General features: G+C 40.9%; 21 protein-coding genes and 1 pseudogene. 12 read left to right on the plus strand and 10 right to left on the minus strand.

Annotated elements, in window-relative coordinates; genetic code table 11:
• The first annotated feature begins 119 nt into the window (after nucleotides 1-119).
• Nucleotides 120-1,439: an NAD(P)/FAD-dependent oxidoreductase gene (locus AC2IOM_RS20460; protein ID WP_486359987.1), complete on the plus strand. Its 1,320-nt coding sequence runs from the start codon at nucleotides 120-122 to the stop codon at nucleotides 1,437-1,439.
• A 100-nt stretch (nucleotides 1,440-1,539) separates the two neighbouring features.
• Entirely contained in the window at nucleotides 1,540-1,791 is a 252-nt protein-coding gene (locus AC2IOM_RS20465) for a DUF2999 family protein (RefSeq protein ID WP_054979264.1), read from the plus strand.
• A gap of 257 nt (nucleotides 1,792-2,048) precedes the next feature.
• Here AC2IOM_RS20465 and AC2IOM_RS20470 read toward each other — a convergent pair whose 3' ends face one another.
• The 4 genes from AC2IOM_RS20470 to AC2IOM_RS20485 form a co-directional block, all read right to left on the minus strand.
• Nucleotides 2,049-2,375, minus strand: coding sequence for an Imm58 family immunity protein (locus AC2IOM_RS20470; RefSeq protein WP_486359988.1), 327 nt, complete (start codon nucleotides 2,373-2,375; stop codon nucleotides 2,049-2,051).
• A 29-nt stretch (nucleotides 2,376-2,404) separates the two neighbouring features.
• Entirely contained in the window at nucleotides 2,405-2,803 is a 399-nt protein-coding gene (locus AC2IOM_RS20475) for a hypothetical protein (RefSeq protein ID WP_486359989.1), read from the minus strand.
• Nucleotides 2,804-2,934: 131 nt separating this feature from the next.
• Nucleotides 2,935-4,416 carry a methyl-accepting chemotaxis protein gene (locus AC2IOM_RS20480; RefSeq protein WP_486359990.1) on the minus strand — a complete coding sequence of 494 codons (1,482 nt, stop codon included), beginning with the start codon at nucleotides 4,414-4,416 and terminating at the stop codon, nucleotides 2,935-2,937.
• Nucleotides 4,417-4,426: 10 nt separating this feature from the next.
• Entirely contained in the window at nucleotides 4,427-4,954 is a 528-nt protein-coding gene (locus AC2IOM_RS20485; protein ID WP_486359991.1) for a PAS domain-containing protein, read from the minus strand.
• Nucleotides 4,955-5,254: 300 nt separating this feature from the next.
• Between AC2IOM_RS20485 and AC2IOM_RS20490 the strand changes: the two genes are divergently transcribed.
• Nucleotides 5,255-5,590 carry a zinc ribbon domain-containing protein YjdM gene (locus AC2IOM_RS20490; RefSeq protein WP_010559526.1) on the plus strand — a complete coding sequence of 112 codons (336 nt, stop codon included), beginning with the start codon at nucleotides 5,255-5,257 and terminating at the stop codon, nucleotides 5,588-5,590.
• 138 nt (nucleotides 5,591-5,728) lie between these two features.
• Here AC2IOM_RS20490 and AC2IOM_RS20495 read toward each other — a convergent pair whose 3' ends face one another.
• From AC2IOM_RS20495 to AC2IOM_RS20505, 3 genes are all read right to left on the minus strand, one after another.
• Nucleotides 5,729-7,999, minus strand: a complete 2,271-nt coding sequence (locus tag AC2IOM_RS20495) for a tetratricopeptide repeat protein (protein WP_486359992.1) — start codon at nucleotides 7,997-7,999, stop codon at nucleotides 5,729-5,731.
• A 255-nt stretch (nucleotides 8,000-8,254) separates the two neighbouring features.
• Nucleotides 8,255-8,539 (minus strand): hypothetical protein, encoded by a 285-nt coding sequence (locus AC2IOM_RS20500; RefSeq protein ID WP_010559524.1) that lies wholly within the window; start codon nucleotides 8,537-8,539, stop codon nucleotides 8,255-8,257.
• A 99-nt stretch (nucleotides 8,540-8,638) separates the two neighbouring features.
• Nucleotides 8,639-9,538 carry a LysR substrate-binding domain-containing protein gene (locus AC2IOM_RS20505; protein WP_486359993.1) on the minus strand — a complete coding sequence of 300 codons (900 nt, stop codon included), beginning with the start codon at nucleotides 9,536-9,538 and terminating at the stop codon, nucleotides 8,639-8,641.
• A 173-nt stretch (nucleotides 9,539-9,711) separates the two neighbouring features.
• On the opposite strand from AC2IOM_RS20505, the gene AC2IOM_RS20510 reads away from it, so the two are divergent.
• The 9 genes from AC2IOM_RS20510 to AC2IOM_RS20550 all read left to right on the plus strand — a co-directional run bounded on the left by AC2IOM_RS20510 (nucleotide 9,712) and on the right by AC2IOM_RS20550 (nucleotide 19,937).
• Entirely contained in the window at nucleotides 9,712-10,338 is a 627-nt protein-coding gene (locus tag AC2IOM_RS20510; protein WP_486359994.1) for a sortase family protein, read from the plus strand.
• A gap of 39 nt (nucleotides 10,339-10,377) precedes the next feature.
• A complete protein-coding gene (locus AC2IOM_RS20515) occupies nucleotides 10,378-10,791 on the plus strand; it encodes a hypothetical protein (RefSeq protein ID WP_486359995.1) in 414 nt (137 codons plus the stop codon).
• 6 nt (nucleotides 10,792-10,797) lie between these two features.
• Entirely contained in the window at nucleotides 10,798-11,265 is a 468-nt protein-coding gene (locus tag AC2IOM_RS20520) for a GNAT family N-acetyltransferase (protein WP_486359996.1), read from the plus strand.
• A 118-nt stretch (nucleotides 11,266-11,383) separates the two neighbouring features.
• The gene (locus AC2IOM_RS20525; protein ID WP_486359997.1) at nucleotides 11,384-11,737 is read left to right on the plus strand and encodes a GFA family protein; all 354 of its coding nucleotides are present in this window, start codon (nucleotides 11,384-11,386) and stop codon (nucleotides 11,735-11,737) included.
• Between the two features lie 347 nt (nucleotides 11,738-12,084).
• Nucleotides 12,085-12,753, plus strand: a complete 669-nt coding sequence (gene nth / locus AC2IOM_RS20530) for an endonuclease III (RefSeq protein ID WP_395388553.1) — start codon at nucleotides 12,085-12,087, stop codon at nucleotides 12,751-12,753.
• 354 nt (nucleotides 12,754-13,107) lie between these two features.
• Complete coding sequence (locus tag AC2IOM_RS20535) at nucleotides 13,108-15,063, plus strand: methyl-accepting chemotaxis protein (RefSeq protein ID WP_486359998.1); 1,956 nt, start codon at nucleotides 13,108-13,110, stop codon at nucleotides 15,061-15,063.
• A gap of 150 nt (nucleotides 15,064-15,213) precedes the next feature.
• On the plus strand, nucleotides 15,214-17,976 hold the full coding sequence (locus AC2IOM_RS20540) for a tetratricopeptide repeat-containing sensor histidine kinase (RefSeq protein WP_486359999.1): 2,763 nt from the start codon (nucleotides 15,214-15,216) through the stop codon (nucleotides 17,974-17,976).
• 397 nt (nucleotides 17,977-18,373) lie between these two features.
• Complete coding sequence (locus AC2IOM_RS20545; protein ID WP_486360000.1) at nucleotides 18,374-19,072, plus strand: helix-turn-helix transcriptional regulator; 699 nt, start codon at nucleotides 18,374-18,376, stop codon at nucleotides 19,070-19,072.
• A 187-nt stretch (nucleotides 19,073-19,259) separates the two neighbouring features.
• A complete protein-coding gene (locus AC2IOM_RS20550; RefSeq protein ID WP_486360001.1) occupies nucleotides 19,260-19,937 on the plus strand; it encodes a hypothetical protein in 678 nt (225 codons plus the stop codon).
• Between the two features lie 91 nt (nucleotides 19,938-20,028).
• Here the strand turns inward: AC2IOM_RS20550 and AC2IOM_RS20555 are convergent, their stop codons facing one another.
• The 3 genes and pseudogenes from AC2IOM_RS20555 to AC2IOM_RS20565 all read right to left on the minus strand — a co-directional run bounded on the left by AC2IOM_RS20555 (nucleotide 20,029) and on the right by AC2IOM_RS20565 (nucleotide 21,662).
• Complete coding sequence (locus AC2IOM_RS20555) at nucleotides 20,029-20,352, minus strand: OmpA family protein (protein ID WP_232732411.1); 324 nt, start codon at nucleotides 20,350-20,352, stop codon at nucleotides 20,029-20,031.
• A 120-nt stretch (nucleotides 20,353-20,472) separates the two neighbouring features.
• Nucleotides 20,473-21,243: pseudogene (locus tag AC2IOM_RS20560) on the minus strand (CsgG/HfaB family protein); the annotation flags it as partial.
• Nucleotides 21,240-21,662 carry a curli assembly protein CsgF gene (locus AC2IOM_RS20565; RefSeq protein WP_051320898.1) on the minus strand — a complete coding sequence of 141 codons (423 nt, stop codon included), beginning with the start codon at nucleotides 21,660-21,662 and terminating at the stop codon, nucleotides 21,240-21,242. The pseudogene AC2IOM_RS20560 and the gene AC2IOM_RS20565, both read right to left, overlap by 4 nt.
• Nucleotides 21,663-21,669 lie beyond the last annotated feature (7 nt).

Raw genomic sequence — 21,669 nt, forward strand, 5'->3', positions numbered from 1 at the left:
AATGACCTGAATGCCTGATGATACCCATTTTTATTGATTATGCGGCTCTGATAGCCAACCTAATAACCACGATAAAAATCTATGTATTCAGCTCTTTATAACTTTTAAAGGGCACAATTATGATTAACACACATCCTAATATCGTTATTATTGGCGGTGGCGCAGGCGGTCTTGAGCTTGCAAGTAAGTTAGGACAAAAATTAGGAAAGTCACAACGCGCAAACATTACGTTAATTGATAAAAACCGCACACACATATGGAAACCCTTGCTACACGAAGTAGCAACAGGCTCGCTCGACACCAGTTTAGATGGCGTGTCGTATTCAGCTCACGCAGCAACTCATGGTTTTCAATTCATTTTGGGCGAGTTTATAAAACTCGATACCAACGACCAAACTATCAGTTTAAAACAACACAATGATGATAACGGCAAAGTATTATTGCCTGAACGTACCCTTCATTACGATAAACTCATTATTGCAATTGGTAGCATTAGTAACGATTTTAATACCCCAGGTGTTGCCGAACATTGCTACTTTTTGGACTCTCAACAGCAAGCAGAACGTTTTCAGCATGCGCTGCTAAATAGCTTTACGCGTGTTCATCAAAACTCAAGTGGTGAACAAAGCTCCCAGTCAAACTCACTTTCAATTGCTATTGTCGGTGGTGGCGCAACTGGAGTTGAGTTGAGCGCTGAACTTATTCATGTTTCTGGTTTGTTAAAGCACTATGGCTTAAGCGAATTTAAAAGTACGCAGTTACGCATTCATCTAATCGAAGCTGGGCCAACTATTTTACCCGCGCTGCCAAAACGCATCAGTGATGCAGCGAGACGTGAATTACTCAATTTAGGCATTCAGGTGCTTGAAAACACACGTATTAGCGAAGCCAATCAGCATGGTTTTGTCACCGCGGAGGGCGAGGAGATTGCGGCTGATCTAATGCTGTGGGCAGCGGGTGTAAAAGTGGCTGATTTTATAAAAAGCATCGACGGACTAGAGTTTAACCGGAGCAACCAAGTGCTGGTTGATCCGTATTTGCAAGCCAAAGGAGTAGAGCATGTTTATGTACTTGGGGATGCGTCGGCATGTGAGCAATCTGATGGTAGTTTTGTGCCGCCGCGTGCACAAGCAGCGCATCAAATGGCAAGTAATTTGGCGGTTAATATTCTTGCAGAGCTTAACGGCAAAGCCAAAACACCGTTTAAGTACAAGGATCATGGTTCGCTAGTGAATTTATCGCGCTTTAGTGCGGTAGGCAGTTTAATGGGTAATTTAACCAATAACAGTATGTTTATTGAGGGCAAATTAGCACGCTTAATGTACGTGTCTTTGTATCGCATGCATCAAAATGCCATTCACGGACCTTTAAAAACCATGGCGCTTTGGCTGTGTGAAAAGCTAATGCGTAGCGTCAGGCCAAAAATGAAACTACATTAGAACAACAGCGCAGAGTCTATTAGATTTTTAGCTTGGTGATTAACAGCATGTTAATCACCTGCTACACTGCAACACAAATAATGTTATTCAAGGTAGTAGAATGAATCCAATTATTGCACTGTTAAAAGAAAACAACATTAGCGATGAGCGTATTAATGAAATTTTTCAGGTGCTTACTGAAAACCCAATGGCTGCAATGCTAACCATTAGTCAACTAGGCTTACCGCAAGATAAACTGCAACTAGTGATGGGGCAGGTGATGCAAAACCCTGCACTTATTAAAGAAGCGGTCGCAGAACTAGGCCTTGATTTTTCTAAGGTTGAAGCCGCAAAAGAGCAGCTTAACAAGTAACAGAACAGTACTTATCAGTGGTTTCATCGCTGAGTTAATTGCTATGCCCAATAGCAAACGAATAAAAGGCCAGAGTAATCTGGCCTTTTTAATTTATCTTGTATTTTGCTAAGACAAACTCAGTTTGAGAGTTGATGATTCTGGCGAATTACATACCCAGTTAATGGGAATAATATTTATTATTTTAGAACAACGCGTTAAAAAGTATTTTTTGGCAATGCTTAATATATCTAACGCTATGATTGCCAACAGACTGATTAAAATTGGGATTGTTTGATGGCGACCAGTTGGTTGTTGTTAAACGTAAATGTCGCAAACTCAGTAGTGATGGTATTGTCACTTTCGCTAATCAACATATTGGACTCAGCTTGCCTGAGCAAATGAAGTATATCGCTTTTACTGTATTGCGCGCTGCCTTTCACGATTAAAGTGCTTAAGTGGTCAATAGTGTGGTTTGCATCTTGATATGATTGACTTAAATAGGTGTAGCTTACACCTTGATCAATCACCACATAGAGCCAAAACAGGTTGCTTGTAAATAGCACGAACAAGGTTGTAAAAAACAGCACTTTCCATTTTTTCATAAACACGTCCTTATGGTGAAGTTTGTGGTTTATTGTGAGTTGGGTTTTACGGCCTCTGCATACCAAGTGAACTGGGTTGAATGCGTGATCACTTTACCGACCAGCCGATCATTGATGAGCTTTACCTTGTGCACTGGCATCCAAGAGTTGGCATGTTTAGTTACACCACAACCGATTAATAACAGCTCATTACCAGCATTGATTAATTCGATTAAGGAAAAGTTGCACTCATAGCCATATTGGTCGTGATACAGCCCGCTAAGTTGTCCGTTTTGCTGAGTTAACTCAAAGTGTTTAGGGTATTTAATTTCACCAAAGTAAGTGTTTGGTGTTTCAACTTTAGTAACATGCCATTTGCCTAAAAATGGGTTTGCATAAAGAGGGCTTGCAGCGAGTAACAGTGATGTAACGAGAAAGAAAAAACGCATGATTGTCCTTATTCAGCATTGTTTGTAATACAAAAACCTCACCTAAGTGAAGTTTTTGTATGTTACATCAATATGATGCGGCGTTATAGCAATAAGCCACACGGCCTTTAAAAACGCGTCGTTGGCTTTGATTATTGTGCGTGTTTTTGTAACACCAGTTCATTTAAGCAATGTACCACATTGCCACTTGCCACTTCCGCTTGCTCGAAATGATGTATGATGCCGTCAAAAATACCATCGTCTCTAAGCCAGTCTTGCTGCACCAATTCTATCGCTTGGCGTACATGCTGATGCACCGTTTTATGGTGTTTATCAAGCGCTTTAAATGAAGCTAGACGCGAGAATACAGCGTTGCCTTCCCCGTGATGATACCACTGACCAAGACGGCACTCAGTGTGAGATTCTTGCACGGCATCAGATTCTGCACCAAGCCCGCCTTTTTCAGCGCCAATGTAGCCATTTTGCATGTAGATGATGTGATCAATTTTAACCAGTGAGGCGAATGCACGATCTTTGGTTTGGCCCACAACATTGATAGTGCGCTCGGCCGATGTGGCTATAGTGTCAAATTCGGCCGAGAAGGTCGTCATTTCATCGCCAATTTGTTTCGCGCTGTTGCTCACTTCATAGGTTTGCTGCACCATGCTTTCTACGCGTGACGTTAGCCCTGAAATAATTGCAGTAATTTCGTCGGTTGATTCACGTGTTTTTACCGCTAAATGACGCACTTCATCGGCAACTACAGCAAATCCGCGGCCTGATTCACCAGCACGTGCGGCTTCAATTGCTGCGTTTAACGCCAATAAGTTGGTTTGTTCAGAAATATCGCTAATTAATCGTATTGTTTGCTCGATACGGCTACTGTCGTTCGCTAATACATTGGCGGTTTCTTCTACCGTATGCATGCGCTCGTTAACTTGCTCTATGGCATGCTTTAATTCTGCCACGGTTTTATGGCTAAAATCAGCGCCTTGCTTACTTTCGATAGCCATCGCCGCAACATCGTCCATATCGGTTGATAATGCCGCCATTTGGTGTTGCGTGTCTTTTAAGTTATCAAGTAAATTGCTGGTGTTAAGGTGGTGCATTTCGCTTAGCAGGCGATTTTGTCTTGCAAAGTTATCGGCTTGTTCCATTGCTTCAATCGCCACATTAACATTATTCATGATGTAAGCGAATTCTCCGGGCAAGCCCTGCACTAATCCCTTGCGATGAAATTCGCGTTTTCCGGCGCGCGAAAAACTGTTCGAAAACTCTTTAAAATTGGTCTCTACGATATCGAGAAAATCATTTAGCTGCCATGCAACTTGACCAATTTCACCAAGCCCTTTGGTGCGAGTTACTCGCACATGTGTTTTGCCTGCAATTGCTTCAGTGAGAGTAAGATGTATTGCTTTTAACGCGTTAAGTGGGCGTTTTTGGTCTTGGTAAGCAAAAAAGGCAAACACCATGGCCAGTAGCGGCGACAAAATATTAATTAAGCTGATGCCACTGGTGACTATGCTATTAATGGCAACCAGTAAATTTAAGGCGACAAAGGTTACGCAGGCAATAAACAGTTTTTGGCTCAAAAAAGGGATGTTTTTGCTTACATTGCTTGTATGATTTGGCATAAAAATCTCCTTATTCTGCGGCGTAAAGATCTAATACAAAGGCTTCATAACTGGTGTTGTGCTGGGTTTGCAAATAATCATTTAACCAACACCATGCGCCGTTTGCCCCATCACGTTTGCCGTGTTGTGCTTCTACTTGCTGCATTTTTTGATACACCTCGCTAATTGTTTTTATTGCGGCGTCAGGCGGAGAACGCCTTACAGAAAAGAAGCCTTGTATTTCGCCGTTAACCAGATCAGGTGTGACATTTGCAAATACCCAATAATAATCGCCATCGGCGGTGAGGTTTTTAACAAAACCAAAGAATTCTTGCTTGGCTTTTAGGGTTTTCCACATGCCGTAATACACACCTCTTGGCATATCTGGGTGACGAATAATGTTATGTGGTTGGCCAATGAGTTTTGATTCAGGAAAGTTACTTACCCGCATAAAGGTGCGATTGGCGTAAGTAATATTTCCACGTATATCGGTTTTGCTAATGATAAGTTCGTCTTCAGCAAAATGAATTTGCTGTGAAGCGCTTGCTAATTTGGTCACGACGGGTGTTCCAACAAATTGATTTAATGACGATATTTTATGTTTGTTGGCAAGCGCTAAAACTGCACTAAATCAAAAAATCAGTGCATTTATAAAACTTTGATTGTGAAAAGCGTATTTTTTATGTGTTTGATCAAGTTATTTCCACATAATTATTTAACTAATTTTTTAAATGAGAATTATTATTCTAAATTGGATTGGTATTAGCTAAAAAAAACTTAAATGTTAATTAAAAGCCCCTCGCTTAATAGGGTTAAATCAATTAAAATATCGCAAATTTTTTCGCAGTAGTGAGTTGTTATGTCGTTACCTCCATGTCCTAGTTGTAAATCAGAATATGTATATCAAGATCAAGATAATCTTGTTTGTCCAGAGTGCGCGTTTGAGTGGAACCCTGAGGAGCAAGCAAAAGAGGACCTTATCGAGGTAAAAGATGCGAACGGCGCATTATTGGTTGAAGGTGATAAAGTTACCGTAATTAAAGACCTAAAAATCAAAGGCAGTTCGCAAGTGATTAAAATTGGCACCAAAGCACAAGTTCGTCGCGTGTTCGATAAAAAGGATCACGAGCTTGACTGTAAAGTTGATGGTGTTGGCGAAATGATGGTAACCGCGAAGTTCGTTAAAAAAGCATAATCGCGTTTCACAATATTCATAAAAAACGGCAGGCGTAACAGCTTGCCGTTTTTTTATAGCGTTTCAATTCAGTTTGAGCAATTTTTCTCTAGCCTCTTAAACGGTACTCTTCCATTAGCCTTTGCTTGAGCTCAAAAGTTAGTTAACCCCTTGCATCATTCTTAGCTGATTAACCATTTGCGCTATTTGCCGGTCGTTCGGCAGTAAACGTGCAAGGTTTTCGGCATAAAATAACGCTTGCTTAAACTGGTTTAATGCAATGTAACTTTGCGTCAGGCTATAACTAATATCCGGATTTGTCGGGGTAATCGCATAGGCCTTTTCAAAATAACGAATTGCTTGGTGAATATTCTTTTGGTCTTGTAGCAATAACGCGTAAGTGTATAAGTAACTTGCATTTTCAGGGGCAAACAGAGTGGCATTTTCTAGGCTTTTAAGTGCATTTTGTTTTTCATTACTGCGTATTTGGCTCATTGCTAATGCGTAGTACACATCGCTTGCCTCATGATTGACACTAAGTGCCTGCTTAAGAATATTTTGCGCTTTTGATTCATCACCTTGCTGGCGATATAAATCCGCAAGGTTAACATACGCTGGCATAAAAATAGGCTCAACTTTTATCGCATCGAAATAGTGCATTTCTGCGGCTTTAGGCTCGGCCATCTCAAGCGCTAACAAGGCTAGGTTAGTGTGTGAAAATCCACGTTCTGCGTTAAATTCTTGGCTTTTTATGTAATCGTTTAGTGCGGCGTTTAAACGTGTCTTATCTTGCTTTGACAGCTCATTTGGAAAGGGCGCGTTCAACATGCCGGCTAGTGAGCGAGCAGCCTCAATACGCACACTGTGGTGAGTCGAATCTAATAAAACATTAAAAAGACGCCAGCGGTCGGTCACTGGATAGGGCGTAGCAGCATTAATTGCGGCGATGTGTTTGAGTGGCGATGGGTCTTTTACCGCCCGCGCAATCGCAACTAACGCGTTATTGCCGGGGGTATTGCGCATACGTGCAAGTGCTGAAGCACTAACAATGGTCGAGTACTGTTTATCTTGCGCTATACGGGTTAGCAATTCAGCTGCGTTTGGCGCACGCTCGTCGGCGCGGTGAAAGCTGGTGGCAAAGTGTGCTTTGCCAATATGTTTACTATTTGGGTGCCACGTTTTAATTTGCGAAACCGCCCAGCTTGCCGTTTGATCTTGGTGACATTGGTTACACGCATTACTGACACCCGTTTTAATCGTTAAATCGGGTCTTGGCACTTTAAAACTGTGGTCGCGACGGGCATCAACTTGCATATAGGTCGTGGTGGGCATATGGCAATCAACACATTGGCTGCCAACTTCATTTGTTGTGTGGCCATGATGTTTTGGTGTATCAAAAGTGGTGCTTGCATGGCATTGGGTGCAGGTTAAATTACCTTGCAGTTTTAACTTACCACTGTGCGGGTTATGGCAGTTAGTGCAGGTGACACCTGCTTGGTACATTTTACTTTGCACAAATGAGCCCCAAACATAATTTTCATCCCATACTTGACCATCTACTTGGTAGAGTTCTGGGGTTAATAATGCAGGTTGAAATGCATTGAAAAAGTCATGGGGTCCTTGGCGGTCAGCCAAATTTGAACGTCGGCCGTGGCAGGTGGCACACATAGTAACTTGTTTGGATTCTTTTAAAGGCGACACGCTTTTCATCGTGCCATCAGCCTGGCTTTGAAATAGCGGGGTTTTTTGCCCAATAGCATGGGTAAAGCCTTTGTTTTTAATTTTGTTATTACCACTCGCCCACTTTAAGTGTTGTTCACTGTCGCCGTGACATGCGTTGCAGCTAACATTAATAGCGGAAAACGTTGAGTTAAAGGTGTTACTTTTAAAATCGAAGTTCTTTTGAAAGTCAGTGGAGTGACAATCGGCGCACATATGGTTCCAATTTTGCCCTTTTTGGCTCCAGTGAAAGGCGTCTGTTTCAGTTTGCTCAGGATGAAGCACGAACCAGCGTTGACCCCCTTGCTGTTTACTTCGGCTGTCCCATGCAAATGGAAAAAACTGGTAATGACCGTTACCAAAATCAAACATATATTGTTGCAAAGGGTGATAGCCAAAGGTATATGTCACCGCGTAAGTTGTTAATTCGCCAGTAAGGTTTGGCATTTCAATATAAAAACCACTGTCTTTTTTAAAAAAGCGTGCTGTTTGGTTTTGATACGCTAAGCTTGCGTTGTCAAAGTTACCTAAAATTGACGAGTCGCTGGCGACTTCCATGGCATGAAAGTGGTGTGAAGTCTGCCAATCTGCAACTTGGCTTTGGTGGCACGTTGTACATACCTGTTCGGGCTTTTGCGTTGGTAACGCATGAGTAAAGGTACAAAATACGCTGTAACTTAGAATAAAAAAAGCGAGCCAAGCCTTAGACATAATCCATTATCTTTTTATTGTTTTTCAACCTTATAACAAGTTGTAGCTGCAAACGCAAAGGCTTAACCTGCACTCGGGTTAAGGTGTAATGCCCACAGGCACCTATGAGCTATGTTGTTTTATAGCGCTAGCTTGATCGTTTTTCTTAGCAAAAGGCAAATTTGTGCGTCAAAAGCGAGTCTACTGCATCAAGTTTAATGCAGTAATATGTAAAAAGTGCTGCTAGAGAGTAATTTGTGATTTCGAGCTAAGGACTTAATGTTTCAAACAACATTGTTTGCTTTTAAAACGTGAGAGTAATGGAGCATGTGTGAATTTAAGTGTTGTTTTTTTTAATAGCGATTGTTTGCGTCGCGCGGCGTAAAAGTCGACTACTTTACTATCAAAGTAAATCGCTAAAACCAGTGCAACTATCGTTAAAGAGGGGGCATAGACAAGTGATGCAATCACATCACCTTTAATGGTTAAGTTGATCATTAATGGCGTTAAAACGACCAATGTAGCAAGTAAACGATAGAAAATTAGAAATATCTGAAACATGGTAATGGCTCTGTGTATAGCTGTTTGCGTAATTGCTACTTTAGAGCCAAAAAATGGTCATGACAAAAGGATAATATTCACTCTATAGGTGAATATCATTCATCTATTTTCGGCGTAGAGCTCAGGTGATGTAGTTAGCCAATTTATAAAGCACTGAATATCGTGACGACCTTCGTCTTCTTCTCGGTACACGGCGTAAAGACCACGTTCAAAAGGAACAAATTCATTAAACGGTGCAATCAATGATTTGTTTTCCAGTCGTTGATTTTCAAGTGGGAAAATGGCCAACGCCATACCTAATCCCTGAGTTGCCGCATTAATTGAAGAGTCGTAATCATTAAAGGTAAGCACGCGTTTTGTGTTGGATAAAGTAATGCCCACGGCGCGAGACCATTGCTGCCATACATCGTCCATGTAGGCTAAATCAATTAACGGCAACTGGTTAACATGCGCTAATTTATTGATTTTATGTTGAGCAAAAAATGGCGCCGAGCAAACCGCAGATACTGATAGGTCAAGTAGTTTTTGGTGTGTGGTATTGGGCCAATTACCTTGGCCAATGCGAATTGCTAAGTCAATATCGTCGTAGCGTAAATCAGCGACGTGGTTACCGGTTTCTATTCTAAGTTCAATGTCTGGGTGTTTTGCTTGAAATGCGCCTAATTTTGGAATAATGATGCTACTTGCTAGGGTTGTAAAACACGAGATTTTTAATGCTTGCGATGAAAACCGGTTGCGGGTTTTACGCGTACCAAGTTCAAAGCAATCAAGCCCTTGTTGCACGTAATTTAAGTACATTTCTCCTGCAGCGTTTAGTTCAACACCACGGCTTTTGCGTTGAAATAAACTAAACCCTAATTGCTGCTCAAGCGCTTTTATTTGATGACTTACCGCAGAGGGCGTAATGCATAGCTCATTACTGGCCGCTTTAAAGTTTTGGTGACGTGCCGCTGCTTCAAAAATACTCAGTAGATGAAGCGGCGGGTATTTATGTTTCATCGAAAACACCATGTGAACGTATTGATTAGCACAATTAATTTACGCTTAAGGTGAATTGTATTCAACCTTTTAATTACAGTCTCTATTTCTTGCCTGAGCAAATCATGGCTTTAGTTTAAAAACTCGGTACAATAAAAACATGATAAATTTTAATGAGTTGTAAAATGAGCGCTGTGAGAAAAATAATAAGTAAGGTGGCGTTTGAGTTAATTGTGATCACCTTAGGTGTGTTGGTCGCACTTGGCATTAACGCTTGGTATAACACTTATCAACAACGACAACAAGCTGAAGTGTTATTGGGTAAAATTGCTTATGAACTAACGCAAAACATAGAGCGATTAGAAAATGCTGCAAGTGCTTATAACGATAACATTATTAAGTCGCAGCGTTATGTTGCTGAGCTCGAAGAAACCGGTGAATCGCCAAGGTTTGAGTTTGTATTAAAAATGCTCAACGTTGATCAAGGCGCATGGCGTTTTTCACAAAGTCGTGAGGAGTTAAATACCTTACCTGTTGAGCTGTTAATCGCACTTGATCTTGCCAATCGTAGTAATACCGAAGCTAAACATATGGTGAACACCTTTATTTTTGAAGGCCATGACGATTTGAGTGAATTCTCAGATAGCGATTTAAATGAACGTTACTTAGACGGTGTAGAGCGCGAATTTAAACAAATTAAGTTTTATGTAGATTATGCGTTAATGAGTTCACAGCAAGCGCTTTCGCGCTTAAAAGAATACCGCGCTACTGGCAAATTAGTCGCTCGTAAAGAGAATGTAACCCTCTCGACAGAATTGTAGTACGTGAAAGTACTTTTCGATATTGATAAGGATATCACTTTGAAAAATTGGGTATGTGCATTGGCTGTAACTATGTTAGCTGGATGTGGTTATTTCGGTGCACCCGTGCGCGAATTTGATTCTACGGATAAACAGCTAAATTTAGCCAATGTCGTTGAAGGGTCGTGGCAGCGGGTTTGTTTTATTACGCCATACACTGATAATCAACGAGCGCGCAAGGTGTTAGGGTTTAGGTTTGATGTTGCAAAACGAACCCGTATCAAAACTAATGACGGCGTGACACTGTTAGTTTTTATTAAGGACAACCAAGTAGAACGTTATTTTGAAACACCACGCGGCAATATTGATTTTACGAGCGTTACGCCTACATGTATTGATCGTGAAAATGCCTATTTAAAATTAGAAAGTAACAGCAACTGGACTCGAGCGGTTCATAGCGGCAAAAGAGAGTAAAGCCAAATGGTTTCAATCGAAACGTTAAACCAAACCCATCTTAATCGACTTGCTAACGTAACATTGGCAAGTGAGCAATTAAAGTTTGCTTGCAGTGCTAAGGAGTTTATTCAAGAAGTCGATCCAGCGGTGCATTTACATGTAATTAAACAAGATGATGAGATCATTGGCTTTTTTAAACTCGATACCCATTACAGCAAGCATTACGATTTTTGCCCAACTGACGGTTTAGGGCTGAGATCGTTTGTAATTGATGAGAAGCAACAAGGAAATGGCTTAGGTAAGCAGGCGATTGCTGCATTACTTAAATATTTAACGCAGAACTACGGCGATTATAATTGGCTTTACCTAACCGTTAATTGTAAAAATGACATTGCACAACGTTGCTATCAAAAAAGCGGCTTTATTGAGGCTGAATCCCTTTATTTAGGTGGTCCTGTTGGCCCGCAACACATTATGTATAAAGCGCTATAAGCAACCAAAAATTAGTTTCACGTTAACGCGTTACAACAATATTTACAGATTAATCTGTAAAAATCGCTTTCTATTTTAACTGGTCAGATATACAGTAAAAAATAAAAGGAATGCGATTATGAAATATACAGGTAGTTGTCACTGCAAAGCGGTGCAATTTGAATTTGAAAGTCCACCTATTACAGATGCGTTGCAATGCAATTGCTCAATTTGCATTCGTAAAAATGCCATAATGTCTAAACATTACGTTAGCGCGCAGCAGTTTACATTGCTTTCTGGCAAGGATGATTTGAACACCTATCACTGGGGTGATCACGATGTAAATCATCATTTTTGTAAACACTGCGGCATTTATCCGTTCCACGACACCCTATACCAACCGGGCGAGTATCGTTTGAACTTGGGTTGTGTTGATAATCTTGAACCGCGTGAATTAACAATTACCTATTTTGATGGTCGCAATGAATTGTAGCGAGACGGGTTATTGAGTTTTATTTTTGATTGATAAAAGTGAACGTAAAGTTCGTATTAATTAATTTTATTGTTAGCGGCGAATTGCTCATAATAGCCTTGTTACTTAGATAACACTGGAGAACAAAATGAGTACATTAATCAATTCGTTAAAACAAGCTCTGACGCAACCAGCGACGGCACCAAAGCAGGTATGCAATTACCCGAACAATTACTACGGCGACCAATGTTGTAAATAATCGCTTAACTGAAAATTGCGACAATATAATGCACTGCTTACGCTGGCAGCCAGCTGCAAAGCAGTGTATTTTACCCCTTTTATTTTAGATCGTTAGGGATGTTGTCATTGTGACGCAAAAAAATTTATTAAAAGCTGAACGTGTCGCGTTTATTTTAGATGAACTTGAAAAGCGTTACCCAAATCCTCCAATCCCACTTGATCACAGCGATCCTTATACCTTATTAGTTGCAGTTCTTTTGTCGGCGCAATGTACCGATGAACGAGTTAATCAAGTCACGCCAAAACTATGGCAACTAGCCGATAACCCGTTTGATATGGCAATGCAAACGGTTGAGGATATTCAAGCAATTATAAGACCTTGTGGGCTATCGCCGCAAAAGTCCAAAGCCATTAAAGTGCTGTCTGAAATGCTTGTTGCAAATCACAATGGGCAAGTGCCACAAGATATGGCTATTTTAGAAACGCTGCCAGGAGTGGGCCATAAAACAGCGGGTGTTGTAATGGCGCAGGCATTTGGTGTTCCATCGTTTCCAGTCGACACACATATTCACCGCCTTGCACAACGTTGGGGGCTAACCAATGGTAAAAATGTGGCGCAAACCGAAAAAGATTTAAAACGACTTTTCCCGAAAGAGCGCTGGAACGATTTGCATCTGCAAATTATCTATTATGGACGTGAATTTTGCACAGCCCGTGGGTGCCACGGTTTAGTATGCCCGATCTGCACAACTTGTTATCCTAATCGAAAGCACGCGAAAGCGATTAAAAAACCTTAAGGTTTGAATAATAGTGTAGCTTTACCCCCGAGGGCAATGGTGATTTCCTCCCTTGCCTGTATTGGAATTTCATTGATTTGGAGCAGCAAACCATACTCATTCTGTTTCGTTAATAGAATAAATCATCAATGCTTAAAATATCAATAAAGATAAGCAGTCCCCCAGTACTTCATATCAATTCGTTTGCTGCATTGCTAATACATAAATCGTAATGCAATCGTTTGCTCTAATATTTATTTATTGAATGTTATGTTCAGGTGTAAATATCGTTAACATTTTGAGTGTTAATACCGATACCAAATAGGTATATTAAATTTGTAACCTGTTATACAAAACAATAATAAAGGCAGTATTATGAAAATGCGCACCAAGTTAATTGCGGGATTCGCCATCACCGTAATTGTGCCTATTCTGGCAATCGCTATGCTTGCACTCTCGCAGGCGAAAAGTGATGGTTTCACTCGGTTTTTAGCAACCACCCATGCTGAGATCCGTCAAGTAGAAAAAGGCTTTAACCTATTTTTTCAACAAGTTAAACATAATGCTGACTTTTTAGCACAGGCCAATGTTGTAAAAAGTGTGCCAACAGATGTCACCACATATATGGGCGCTGAAAAGTCGATGGATCCGCTGGCAGCAGTGGCCGGCGAGGCGGACATATTTACTCTGTATGAAACCTTTGGTAAAACCCATCAAGAGTTGCTGTTTGTTTATTTGGGCACAGAGCAAGGCGGGTTTATTCAATACCCAGCAGAACCACTTGGAAATTACGACCCACGCCAACGCCCGTGGTATAAATTAGCACAAAGCGCCCGAGGCAAAACCGTTATTACCGAACCTTATCAAGGTGTAACAGGGCAAGCCATGGTGTCAGTAGCTAAAGCGATTAGTAACGACAATGGACAATTTGTTGGTGTGCAATCCCTTGATGTGACCTTAGCCACACTGACCGATATTGTATCGAGCATTAATATTGGGGAAACAGGCTATTTAATTTTGGTTGATGGCTCGGGCACTGTGCTTGCTGACCCTAAAAATGCTGATAACAATTTTAAAGCTATTTCTGAATTGTCGTCACCGATTTATACATCGCTCGCGGATAACCTATCAAGCAAATCATTTACCATAGAAACCAGTAACAACACGTTAGAAGCAACCACGTATTTTTCAGATGATCTAAATTGGCGTTTTGTGGCTGTCATAGAGCAAGATGAAATTCTGCAATCTGCATCAGAAATGAAAGTATTTATAGGCATTATCGCATTGATAATGATTGCACTATTTGTCGTGGTTGGCGTTATTTTAGCTAATCGCATTGTTTACCCAATCGAAAAAGTATCCGAAGGTCTTAAAGAAATAGCGCAAGGTGAAGGGGATTTATCGAAACGCCTTGATGTGATTGGCAACGATGAAATTAGCCAGTTAGCAAAGTGGTTTAATCAATTCCTATCTACAATTAACGATCTTGTTAAAGATATAAATCATAAATCACAAATTCTAAATGATGCCGCCACTGTGTCGGGCGCAAAAGTCACAGAGATTATGAACGCAAGTCACGAACAAGAAGGCAGCAGTGAAGAAGCTGCAAAAGGCACGGCGACACTTGCTGACGTAGCAAAACAAGTCTCTGATGATTGCACTATTGCTATGAGTGATATTGTGCAAGCAGAAAACTTTGCTGATGAAGGTAATAATGATGTTAGGCTCGCGGTGAATGAAGTAACTAGTTTAAACGACTCGTTAAGCGAATCATCACAGGCCATGACTCAGCTTGAAAAAGAAAGTGAAAACATCACCAAGATACTTGATGTGATCCGTGGAATTGCAGAACAAACCAACTTGTTGGCACTGAATGCGGCGATTGAAGCGGCGCGTGCAGGTGAACAAGGGCGTGGCTTTGCGGTGGTCGCTGATGAAGTCCGTACACTGGCAAAACGTTCACACGAATCAACCGAAGAAATCGATAAAGTTCTCAACAGCTTAATTGAGCAAACCCGCTTGATGTCAGATAAAATGGCAAGCAGTGTTACGCGCTCACAAGGCGCCATCGAAAAGGCAGAAAAAGCACATAACTCGTTTGATGACATTAGTAGTGCGGTGAGCAAAGTCAAGCAACTGATTTCACAAATTTCAGATGCTGCGCAGTCTCAATATGATGCTGCCGATGAGATTAACCGAGACATCACGGGTATTAGTGATTCGGTAAAATACACTGCTGGCTCTGCCGATGAATTAGCGGAAGGCTCTCAGCAACTCGTTGCATTGTCGGAAGATTTACGCAGTCTAGTAAATCGCTTTCATGTGAAGTAACACGGCTATTGGGCTTGGCAAATACACAGTTGCCAAGCCCTTATCTCCCTTCTAAAAAACCGTCAATCTACCTCTATACTTTACCTTTGTGCACATCATAGGGTGAAAAAGTGGTCTACACTTTAGATGGATCAGCCGTAGGTTAATGCTATGTCACGTTGTGTATTATGGTTTTTTATTATGTGTTGCTTAGCGTTTTTTGTGCATGCCAACGAGGTTTTGCTGCCAAAAAATAACGCCGATATTTCTGACGTGATCCATTTTCTTAAAAAGAATTCCATCAACAGTCCAAAAATAGTCATAAGTTATATAGAAGACAACAAGCTAACGCAAAAAGCGTTTAGCAATGAAGAGAAAATTAAAGTATTAAGCTATTACGCTCAGGCGAATCAATTTATAGGCGAAATTGAAAAAGCCAATGCCCTGCTAGCAGAAGCATTTACCATAATCAGTAATGGCTCAGTATCAGCTGACACACAGGCAATTGCCTTGTTTGTGCGCGCTGTTATTAGCAGTGAAACGACAAAATATACACAAGCACTCAATGATTTAAATGCAGTTATTGCACTTTATCCCAAAGACAGTAATAACAAAAATATTGGTAAGGCTTATCAAACCCTCGCAGATACGTATCTACTGATAAATGACTACAAAAATACCTTTGATGCGCTATACAAAAGCCAATTTGTTTTTAAGGCAATGAAAGATCAAACCATGCTCGCAGTGAGCTATGGTCGCCTTGGTTCGGTGTATCGTTCAATTGGGGATTTCGATAAAGCCCTTGAAAATATGCTTAAATCACTTAAAGCATTAGAAGGTACTCAGGCTGAAAGGCGAGTTGCAATTACTTACAACAATACCGCAATTATCTATAAAGACTTAGGCCGCTATGATGAAGCGATTAACTTACACAAACGATCGCTCAATCTTAAAGAAAAAATTGGTTATCAGCGTGGCATGGTGTATTCCTACAATAACTTGGGCGAAACATATCGACTAAAAGGCGATAAAGTACAAGCGCAGCGCTACTTAGATGAAGCACAAGCCCTTGCGGTAAAGCTTAATAACACTATGTTACTTGGTTCTACTTATTTATATCGAGCACGCATAGCTAAACAAAACAAGCAGTTAGAGCAAGCGTTAACGCATCTAGACAATGCCATGACGATTTACCAAAAACGAAATTCAAAAGCACGTATATCGGAAGCATGGGTTGAATATGGCGATATTTACTTCGCGCAAGGCGATTTTGTAAAAGCTGAAAATAGCTATCAACAAGCGATTGAATTAAGTCAGGCTGTGCAAAAAAATGTCGTGACCTTTGCCGCCTATGAGGGCTTAGTGAACGCGTTAAAACAACAGCAAAATTACCAAAAAGCACTTAACGCGTTAATTGTCTATCAAGGGTTAAAATCGGCCTTATTTGATAAGCAAAGCCAACAACGACTTGAATCATTAATTGTAGAAAATCAATTATTTAATGCCCAGCAGAAACTAAAGTTTGCTCAGCAAGAGGGCAAGTTAAAGCAGGCCGAGTTAGAGCGGGTAGAAACACACCGAAACTGGAGCGCTTTTACCCTGGTTGTTATTTTTGTTATTAGCTGGTTAATTTATCGAAAAGTGCAGCAGCATAATCGTATAAAAGTAGAGATTGAAGCGCGCAAAGCATTAGAAGAAAGCGAACGAAGACTCAACCTTGCACTTTGGGGCAGCGGCGATACGCTCTGGGACTGGGACTTAACTAGTGGCGAAATTACGCGCGAAAACTTACCGACTTACTCGCGCTTTTCATCAAATGCATCCGGGCTTGATGCAAAAGCACTGAAAGAATTTGTGCACCCCGACGACTATTCATCACTTACCGATGCGTTTGACGCCCATATTCGCAATAAAACGCCGTTTTTTGAAGCGAGTTATCGGGTGCTAGACAAACAAGGTGAATGGCGCTGGCTGCTTGATAGGGGTAAAGTAGTTGATACCGATGAGCATGGTAAAGCATTGCGCATTACCGGAACACAACGAGATATTACCAAACTAAAGCAACAAGAAGTTGCGCTATTAGAGTTGAACAGCGAGCTTGAGCAGCGCGTTGCGCAAAGAACGACTGAACTTGCAACTATGAATCAGCAACTGATGCATACAATTGAAAAATTAGAAGTTGCTCAAGAGTACATTATTGAAGCCGAAAAACACGCAGCACTAGGCAGTATGGTTGCGGGGCTTGCCCATGAAATAAATACGCCGCTCGGCACTGCGATCACCGCAGTAAGCCATCTTAAAATGCAAACAGTGACCACAGAGTCGCAATTTAAAAGTAAAACCTTATCAAGCCAAGCGTTTGAGAGTTTCTTAAATGATGTAAATAACAGTAGCGAATTGATTGAAAGTGGGGTTGGTAAGGCGGGCGAACTGGTAGAGCGCTTTAAACTACTTGCCGGTAAAAATAGCGCACAAAAGCCGACTGTGATAAACCTTGCGACCCTACTATTAGAAAGCTTTAAAGTGGCGTTAAACACGTTGCAACGTGACCCCGAAACTGCCAACTTAACCATCAGTGGTGATGTGGAGTTAGTTAGTTTTACGGCAACATTAGCGCAAGTATTTAATATTCTAGTAGAAAATGCGTTACTGCATGCTGAGGTACCGTATGTAGAAATAACCTGTGAACTATCTAAAGTAGGCTCAGGTGCTGAAATAAATTTTTATGATAACGGTAAAAACATTCAGGTTGGCGATGAAAAACGGATATTTGAGCCTTTCTATACACGAAAACGGCAGTGCGGATATGCAGGACTTGGTTTGCACATTGCCTACAATAACGTAACCCAAGACCTTAATGGCAGTATTGAGTGTTACCGCGATGCAAGCAAAGGGCTCGGTTATAAAATAAAGTTACCCTCTATTGAAAGTTAAAAATTTAACTGGCTAGATGTTGAGATTTAATGATGTCTGGACGTCTTTATTGTTTGCCTTAAGTACAAATTGAAACGCGATAATACAAGTAACTTAAACAAAGAATAAATAGTTAAGTTTTAACTTATCAAATGCTTACACCAAAGTTAATGAGGTGCTTTTATCATTTTTAAGCGTCATTATTTACGTTTAAATATCGACAATTTACAACTAACGTTTAATTGCGTTTTAAGCCTTACGCTTTCCTAGTATAAAGTTGCTAATTTACCTCAATATGAAAAGAATTTTAGTACCCGTTTTAATTACATATTGTTATAACTTATTGTTTTACTTGCGGTGTAAAATCACATAATCTGGAGATGGCATTCTTATGACAATTAACTAAAGGACGTTATAAGTGACAAGGACGAAATCTCAAGTTTACTTACAAGTTGCCGCTAATGCGCAACAACAAAACACAACGGAAATTCTACTTAAAGTACTCGAAACATTGTGCTTAAACGTAAAAGTAGAGTCGTTTTTTCCAGCAATAATCGATTCATCGGACAGTGCAGAACTGTATTTAATTTGCGCTAAAGATGCGCCGTGGAATGATATGTTGCCTAGCGCACTTATTAATCTGGCGCGTCATCATAAAGTAGTGATTTATGACGCGCATAAAGATAATATTTGCGAACAATTACTACTGCTCGCTAATGTTAAAGGTGTTTTTTACCAAAACGATACACCCGATGTATTGTTTAAAGGCATACAAAAAGTACTGAACAGCGAGTTGTGGTTTCAACGCGGTGCAATTTGTGATGCATTTTCAAACCTCTTGGCGCTACAGTTACAACGGCAAGATAGCTGCGGGCATAACGAAGCGTTAGATAAGCTTACCAACCGCGAACGCACAATTATTCGCTTGGTGTCGCAAGGCGCACAAAATAAAGACGTTGCTGAGCAGCTGCATATTAGTGATCATACGGTAAAAACCCACCTTTACAGTGCGTTTCGTAAAACTAAAGCGCGAAACCGCATTGAATTGGTTAACTGGGCACAACAGTTTTTGCCTTCGCTGGTTAAAAGCGGCATTGATATTAGTCACCAAAGTTAAATCCAAGAAATAGCGCTTTTGGATAGCTATGGCAATCGCTTAAGTGATTGACATTTAGCATAAAACGAGCAAAATCCGATGTTCTAATGGCATCGGATTTTTTTATGCATATTTCTAGGGCAATACACCAACTTCATGATGTTAAAATTATTACTTAGAAACAAAAAAAGTGTTTAACGGAGGATAGATGAGGTTATTTAAAATAGCGATGACCGTTACAGGTGTTTTGTTACTGTCATCTATGCTTTTTTACAATAAGCATGGGATTGCATGCGAGGCCGCGCCGCTGCTTGGGTTTGAGCAAATTGATGCGGAAATTTATGTTGATGCAACAGTAAGTCAAACAGAACGAGACGCCCTGATAACCTTTGTTGATAAAGCGAAAGAAAGAGTGAGTGCAGCTTTTGGTGATATGAGTTCAACACCTCGTTATATAGTGACAAAAAAGAGTGCTCAATTTGGCTTTAACCCAACAGGCATGGCCAGAAGCTCATTAACACGAGAGTGTGTTTTTATTGGTCCTAAAGGCTTCAATGTCGATGTTATTGCCCACGAAACGTCTCATGCAGAAGTGTTTTATCGCGCAAATTTTATAACTCAAACGTTCAAAATAAAACCATGGTTGCTGGAAGGGGCTGGCACATACGTTGATTACAGAGCCGCCCTAAAGTTAGAAAATATTGCGATCGATAATGCGATAGTTGAAAAAATAACAATGTTATCCGATTTTTCGCCAAGCGACACAAGGGCTTATCAAGCATCACGCGTTGCATTTGAAAGCGTAGACCCTAAAACGTTTTACAAAGGCATTGAGCGGTTAAACGAAGGTGAAAGTTTCGAATCGGTTTTTGGTTATTCCAACTAGCGCGTATTTAGGTCAAGTCAAAAAAGTAGTCATGCCAACTCTTTACCTTGTTTAAGTCGGCATGATGCGTGTTAATTTTCGCCTCGCGCAATTAGCTTGACTTTAAATTTATAATCACACGTCTGTCAAAAAACAAACCTTCGTTATCTGCTGTGTCGTACTGCGCATCATCATCACCACGGGCCATAATGCTGACACGCTCTTTGGCAATGCCGTTAGTAATGAGGTAGTTGGCGATGGCGTTTGAACGAGCAAGCGAGAGCGCATGATTGCTCTGGTCGTCACCACGTTTGTCGGCGTAACCAAATAGTTCAACGTGAGCAGATTTTTGCTGTGATAATAACGCTAATACCTGTTCTAATTGGGTGTTATATAGCGGCTCGATTTCAGCGGTTGCCGTTCTAAATTGCACCATAAATGAAATGCTTGGTGCGACGTTACGTTTTGCACTTTGTGCTTTTTGCTGTTTTGCTTTTAACGCGGCAAGTTGCAGCTGTTTTTGCTGACGGGCTTTAGCAAGGGCAATGCTTTGCTGTTTAGTTGTCCACACCCCTTTATCAATACCTTTATGCACCAATTCAGAGAGTGCTTTTTCAATCGCCTGTTTGACACAAATATGCATTGGTTCGTTTTCACTGAAGCCTGCTTCCGCTTCGGCTAAACGTTTGTAGCTTACATAACGGAAAAAACCTGCACGCATTTCTACGCTGAGTACCTTTTTGGTGGTTGCAACGGAAAGCAACACTTGCCCGGTACGTACATCAACCGCGCGCAGGTAAATTGAAATAATGTCTTCGCGGTATAACTCAGATGCACCAATACCAAAATATTCGGCACCTAAACCACCGGTTTTTACGTTTGAGTCATAGCTAATCACACCGCCTTCAAGAATAATTTTTGCTGTGGTAAGTGGCGGTAATTGTGCTGCTTCATCTTCTTTGTTTGATAGCGCTGCACGCACAATTTTTCGTTCGGTGAGAATGTTTTGCAGGCCCTCACGCTCAACCGGAATAAACCAGTCTGACTCGTGCAGTGCTTGCACTAAAATCGAGTTCGCCCCTTGCGTTACTGCAGTAGAAAATGAACTGACATTGGTTTGCGGTTTGTATTGTCCGGTTTGGTCGCGAAAAGAATAAACCGATACGGGAATGCTGCCAGCAGGTGCAGGAAGACCACTCAGTTCACTAAAAGTTTTTGTTTGAGCAAGCTGCTGTGCCACCTCAAGCTCGGGTGGTAAGGTTTTTTTGATGGTGCTGCAACCTGCTAATAACACCAACACAATACTAATAAATACACGCCAAATCATTCGCCAAACCTCGGTACTTCAACAACCACAACTTCGCCCGTAACCATATTGGTGATTTGCACCGTGATGGTGTCGCTACCACTGGTTAAGATTTGAATTTCATAGTCACCGCTGGTGAAAATGGAGTCTTGATTGAACATGCTGTCTTCTACACCTTCACCAAACGCGAGATCGGTGATTTCACGCACCATGCGGTTAATATAAGAACGCTCTAATGATTCTTGAAATTTTTCGGCGTAGGTTTTTTCGTTGATGGGCGCACGGTGTTTGTTTTGTGATTGTGCTTTGTTCAGCAGCATTGCGCCGTTGAGCGGGCTGCCACCAAAACTTGGATTAACCGGCGTATACACTAACTCGGTGCTGACAACACAGCTTGAAAATACCAATAAAACGCTGCTTACTATTATTTTATTTATCATTTTTATG

The sequence above is a fragment of the Pseudoalteromonas sp. NS-SX12 genome, assembly GCF_057367955.1.

Bases quoted from the DNA above. Each gene is read 5' to 3' on its own strand.
- AC2IOM_RS20460 (WP_486359987.1), top strand. From the start codon at position 120: ATGATTAACACACATCCTAATATCGTTATTATTGGCGGTGGCGCAGGC.
- AC2IOM_RS20465 (WP_054979264.1), top strand. From the start codon at position 1,540: ATGAATCCAATTATTGCACTGTTAAAAGAAAACAACATTAGCGATGAG.
- AC2IOM_RS20470 (WP_486359988.1), bottom strand. From the start codon at position 2,375: ATGAAAAAATGGAAAGTGCTGTTTTTTACAACCTTGTTCGTGCTATTT.
- AC2IOM_RS20475 (WP_486359989.1), bottom strand. From the start codon at position 2,803: ATGCGTTTTTTCTTTCTCGTTACATCACTGTTACTCGCTGCAAGCCCT.
- AC2IOM_RS20480 (WP_486359990.1), bottom strand. From the start codon at position 4,416: ATGCCAAATCATACAAGCAATGTAAGCAAAAACATCCCTTTTTTGAGC.
- AC2IOM_RS20490 (WP_010559526.1), top strand. From the start codon at position 5,255: ATGTCGTTACCTCCATGTCCTAGTTGTAAATCAGAATATGTATATCAA.
- AC2IOM_RS20495 (WP_486359992.1), bottom strand. From the start codon at position 7,999: ATGTCTAAGGCTTGGCTCGCTTTTTTTATTCTAAGTTACAGCGTATTT.
- AC2IOM_RS20500 (WP_010559524.1), bottom strand. From the start codon at position 8,539: ATGTTTCAGATATTTCTAATTTTCTATCGTTTACTTGCTACATTGGTC.
- AC2IOM_RS20505 (WP_486359993.1), bottom strand. From the start codon at position 9,538: ATGAAACATAAATACCCGCCGCTTCATCTACTGAGTATTTTTGAAGCA.
- AC2IOM_RS20520 (WP_486359996.1), top strand. From the start codon at position 10,798: ATGGTTTCAATCGAAACGTTAAACCAAACCCATCTTAATCGACTTGCT.
- AC2IOM_RS20525 (WP_486359997.1), top strand. From the start codon at position 11,384: ATGAAATATACAGGTAGTTGTCACTGCAAAGCGGTGCAATTTGAATTT.
- AC2IOM_RS20535 (WP_486359998.1), top strand. From the start codon at position 13,108: ATGAAAATGCGCACCAAGTTAATTGCGGGATTCGCCATCACCGTAATT.
- AC2IOM_RS20540 (WP_486359999.1), top strand. From the start codon at position 15,214: ATGTCACGTTGTGTATTATGGTTTTTTATTATGTGTTGCTTAGCGTTT.
- AC2IOM_RS20550 (WP_486360001.1), top strand. From the start codon at position 19,260: ATGAGGTTATTTAAAATAGCGATGACCGTTACAGGTGTTTTGTTACTG.
- AC2IOM_RS20555 (WP_232732411.1), bottom strand. From the start codon at position 20,352: ATGGTGCAATTTAGAACGGCAACCGCTGAAATCGAGCCGCTATATAAC.
- AC2IOM_RS20565 (WP_051320898.1), bottom strand. From the start codon at position 21,662: ATGATAAATAAAATAATAGTAAGCAGCGTTTTATTGGTATTTTCAAGC.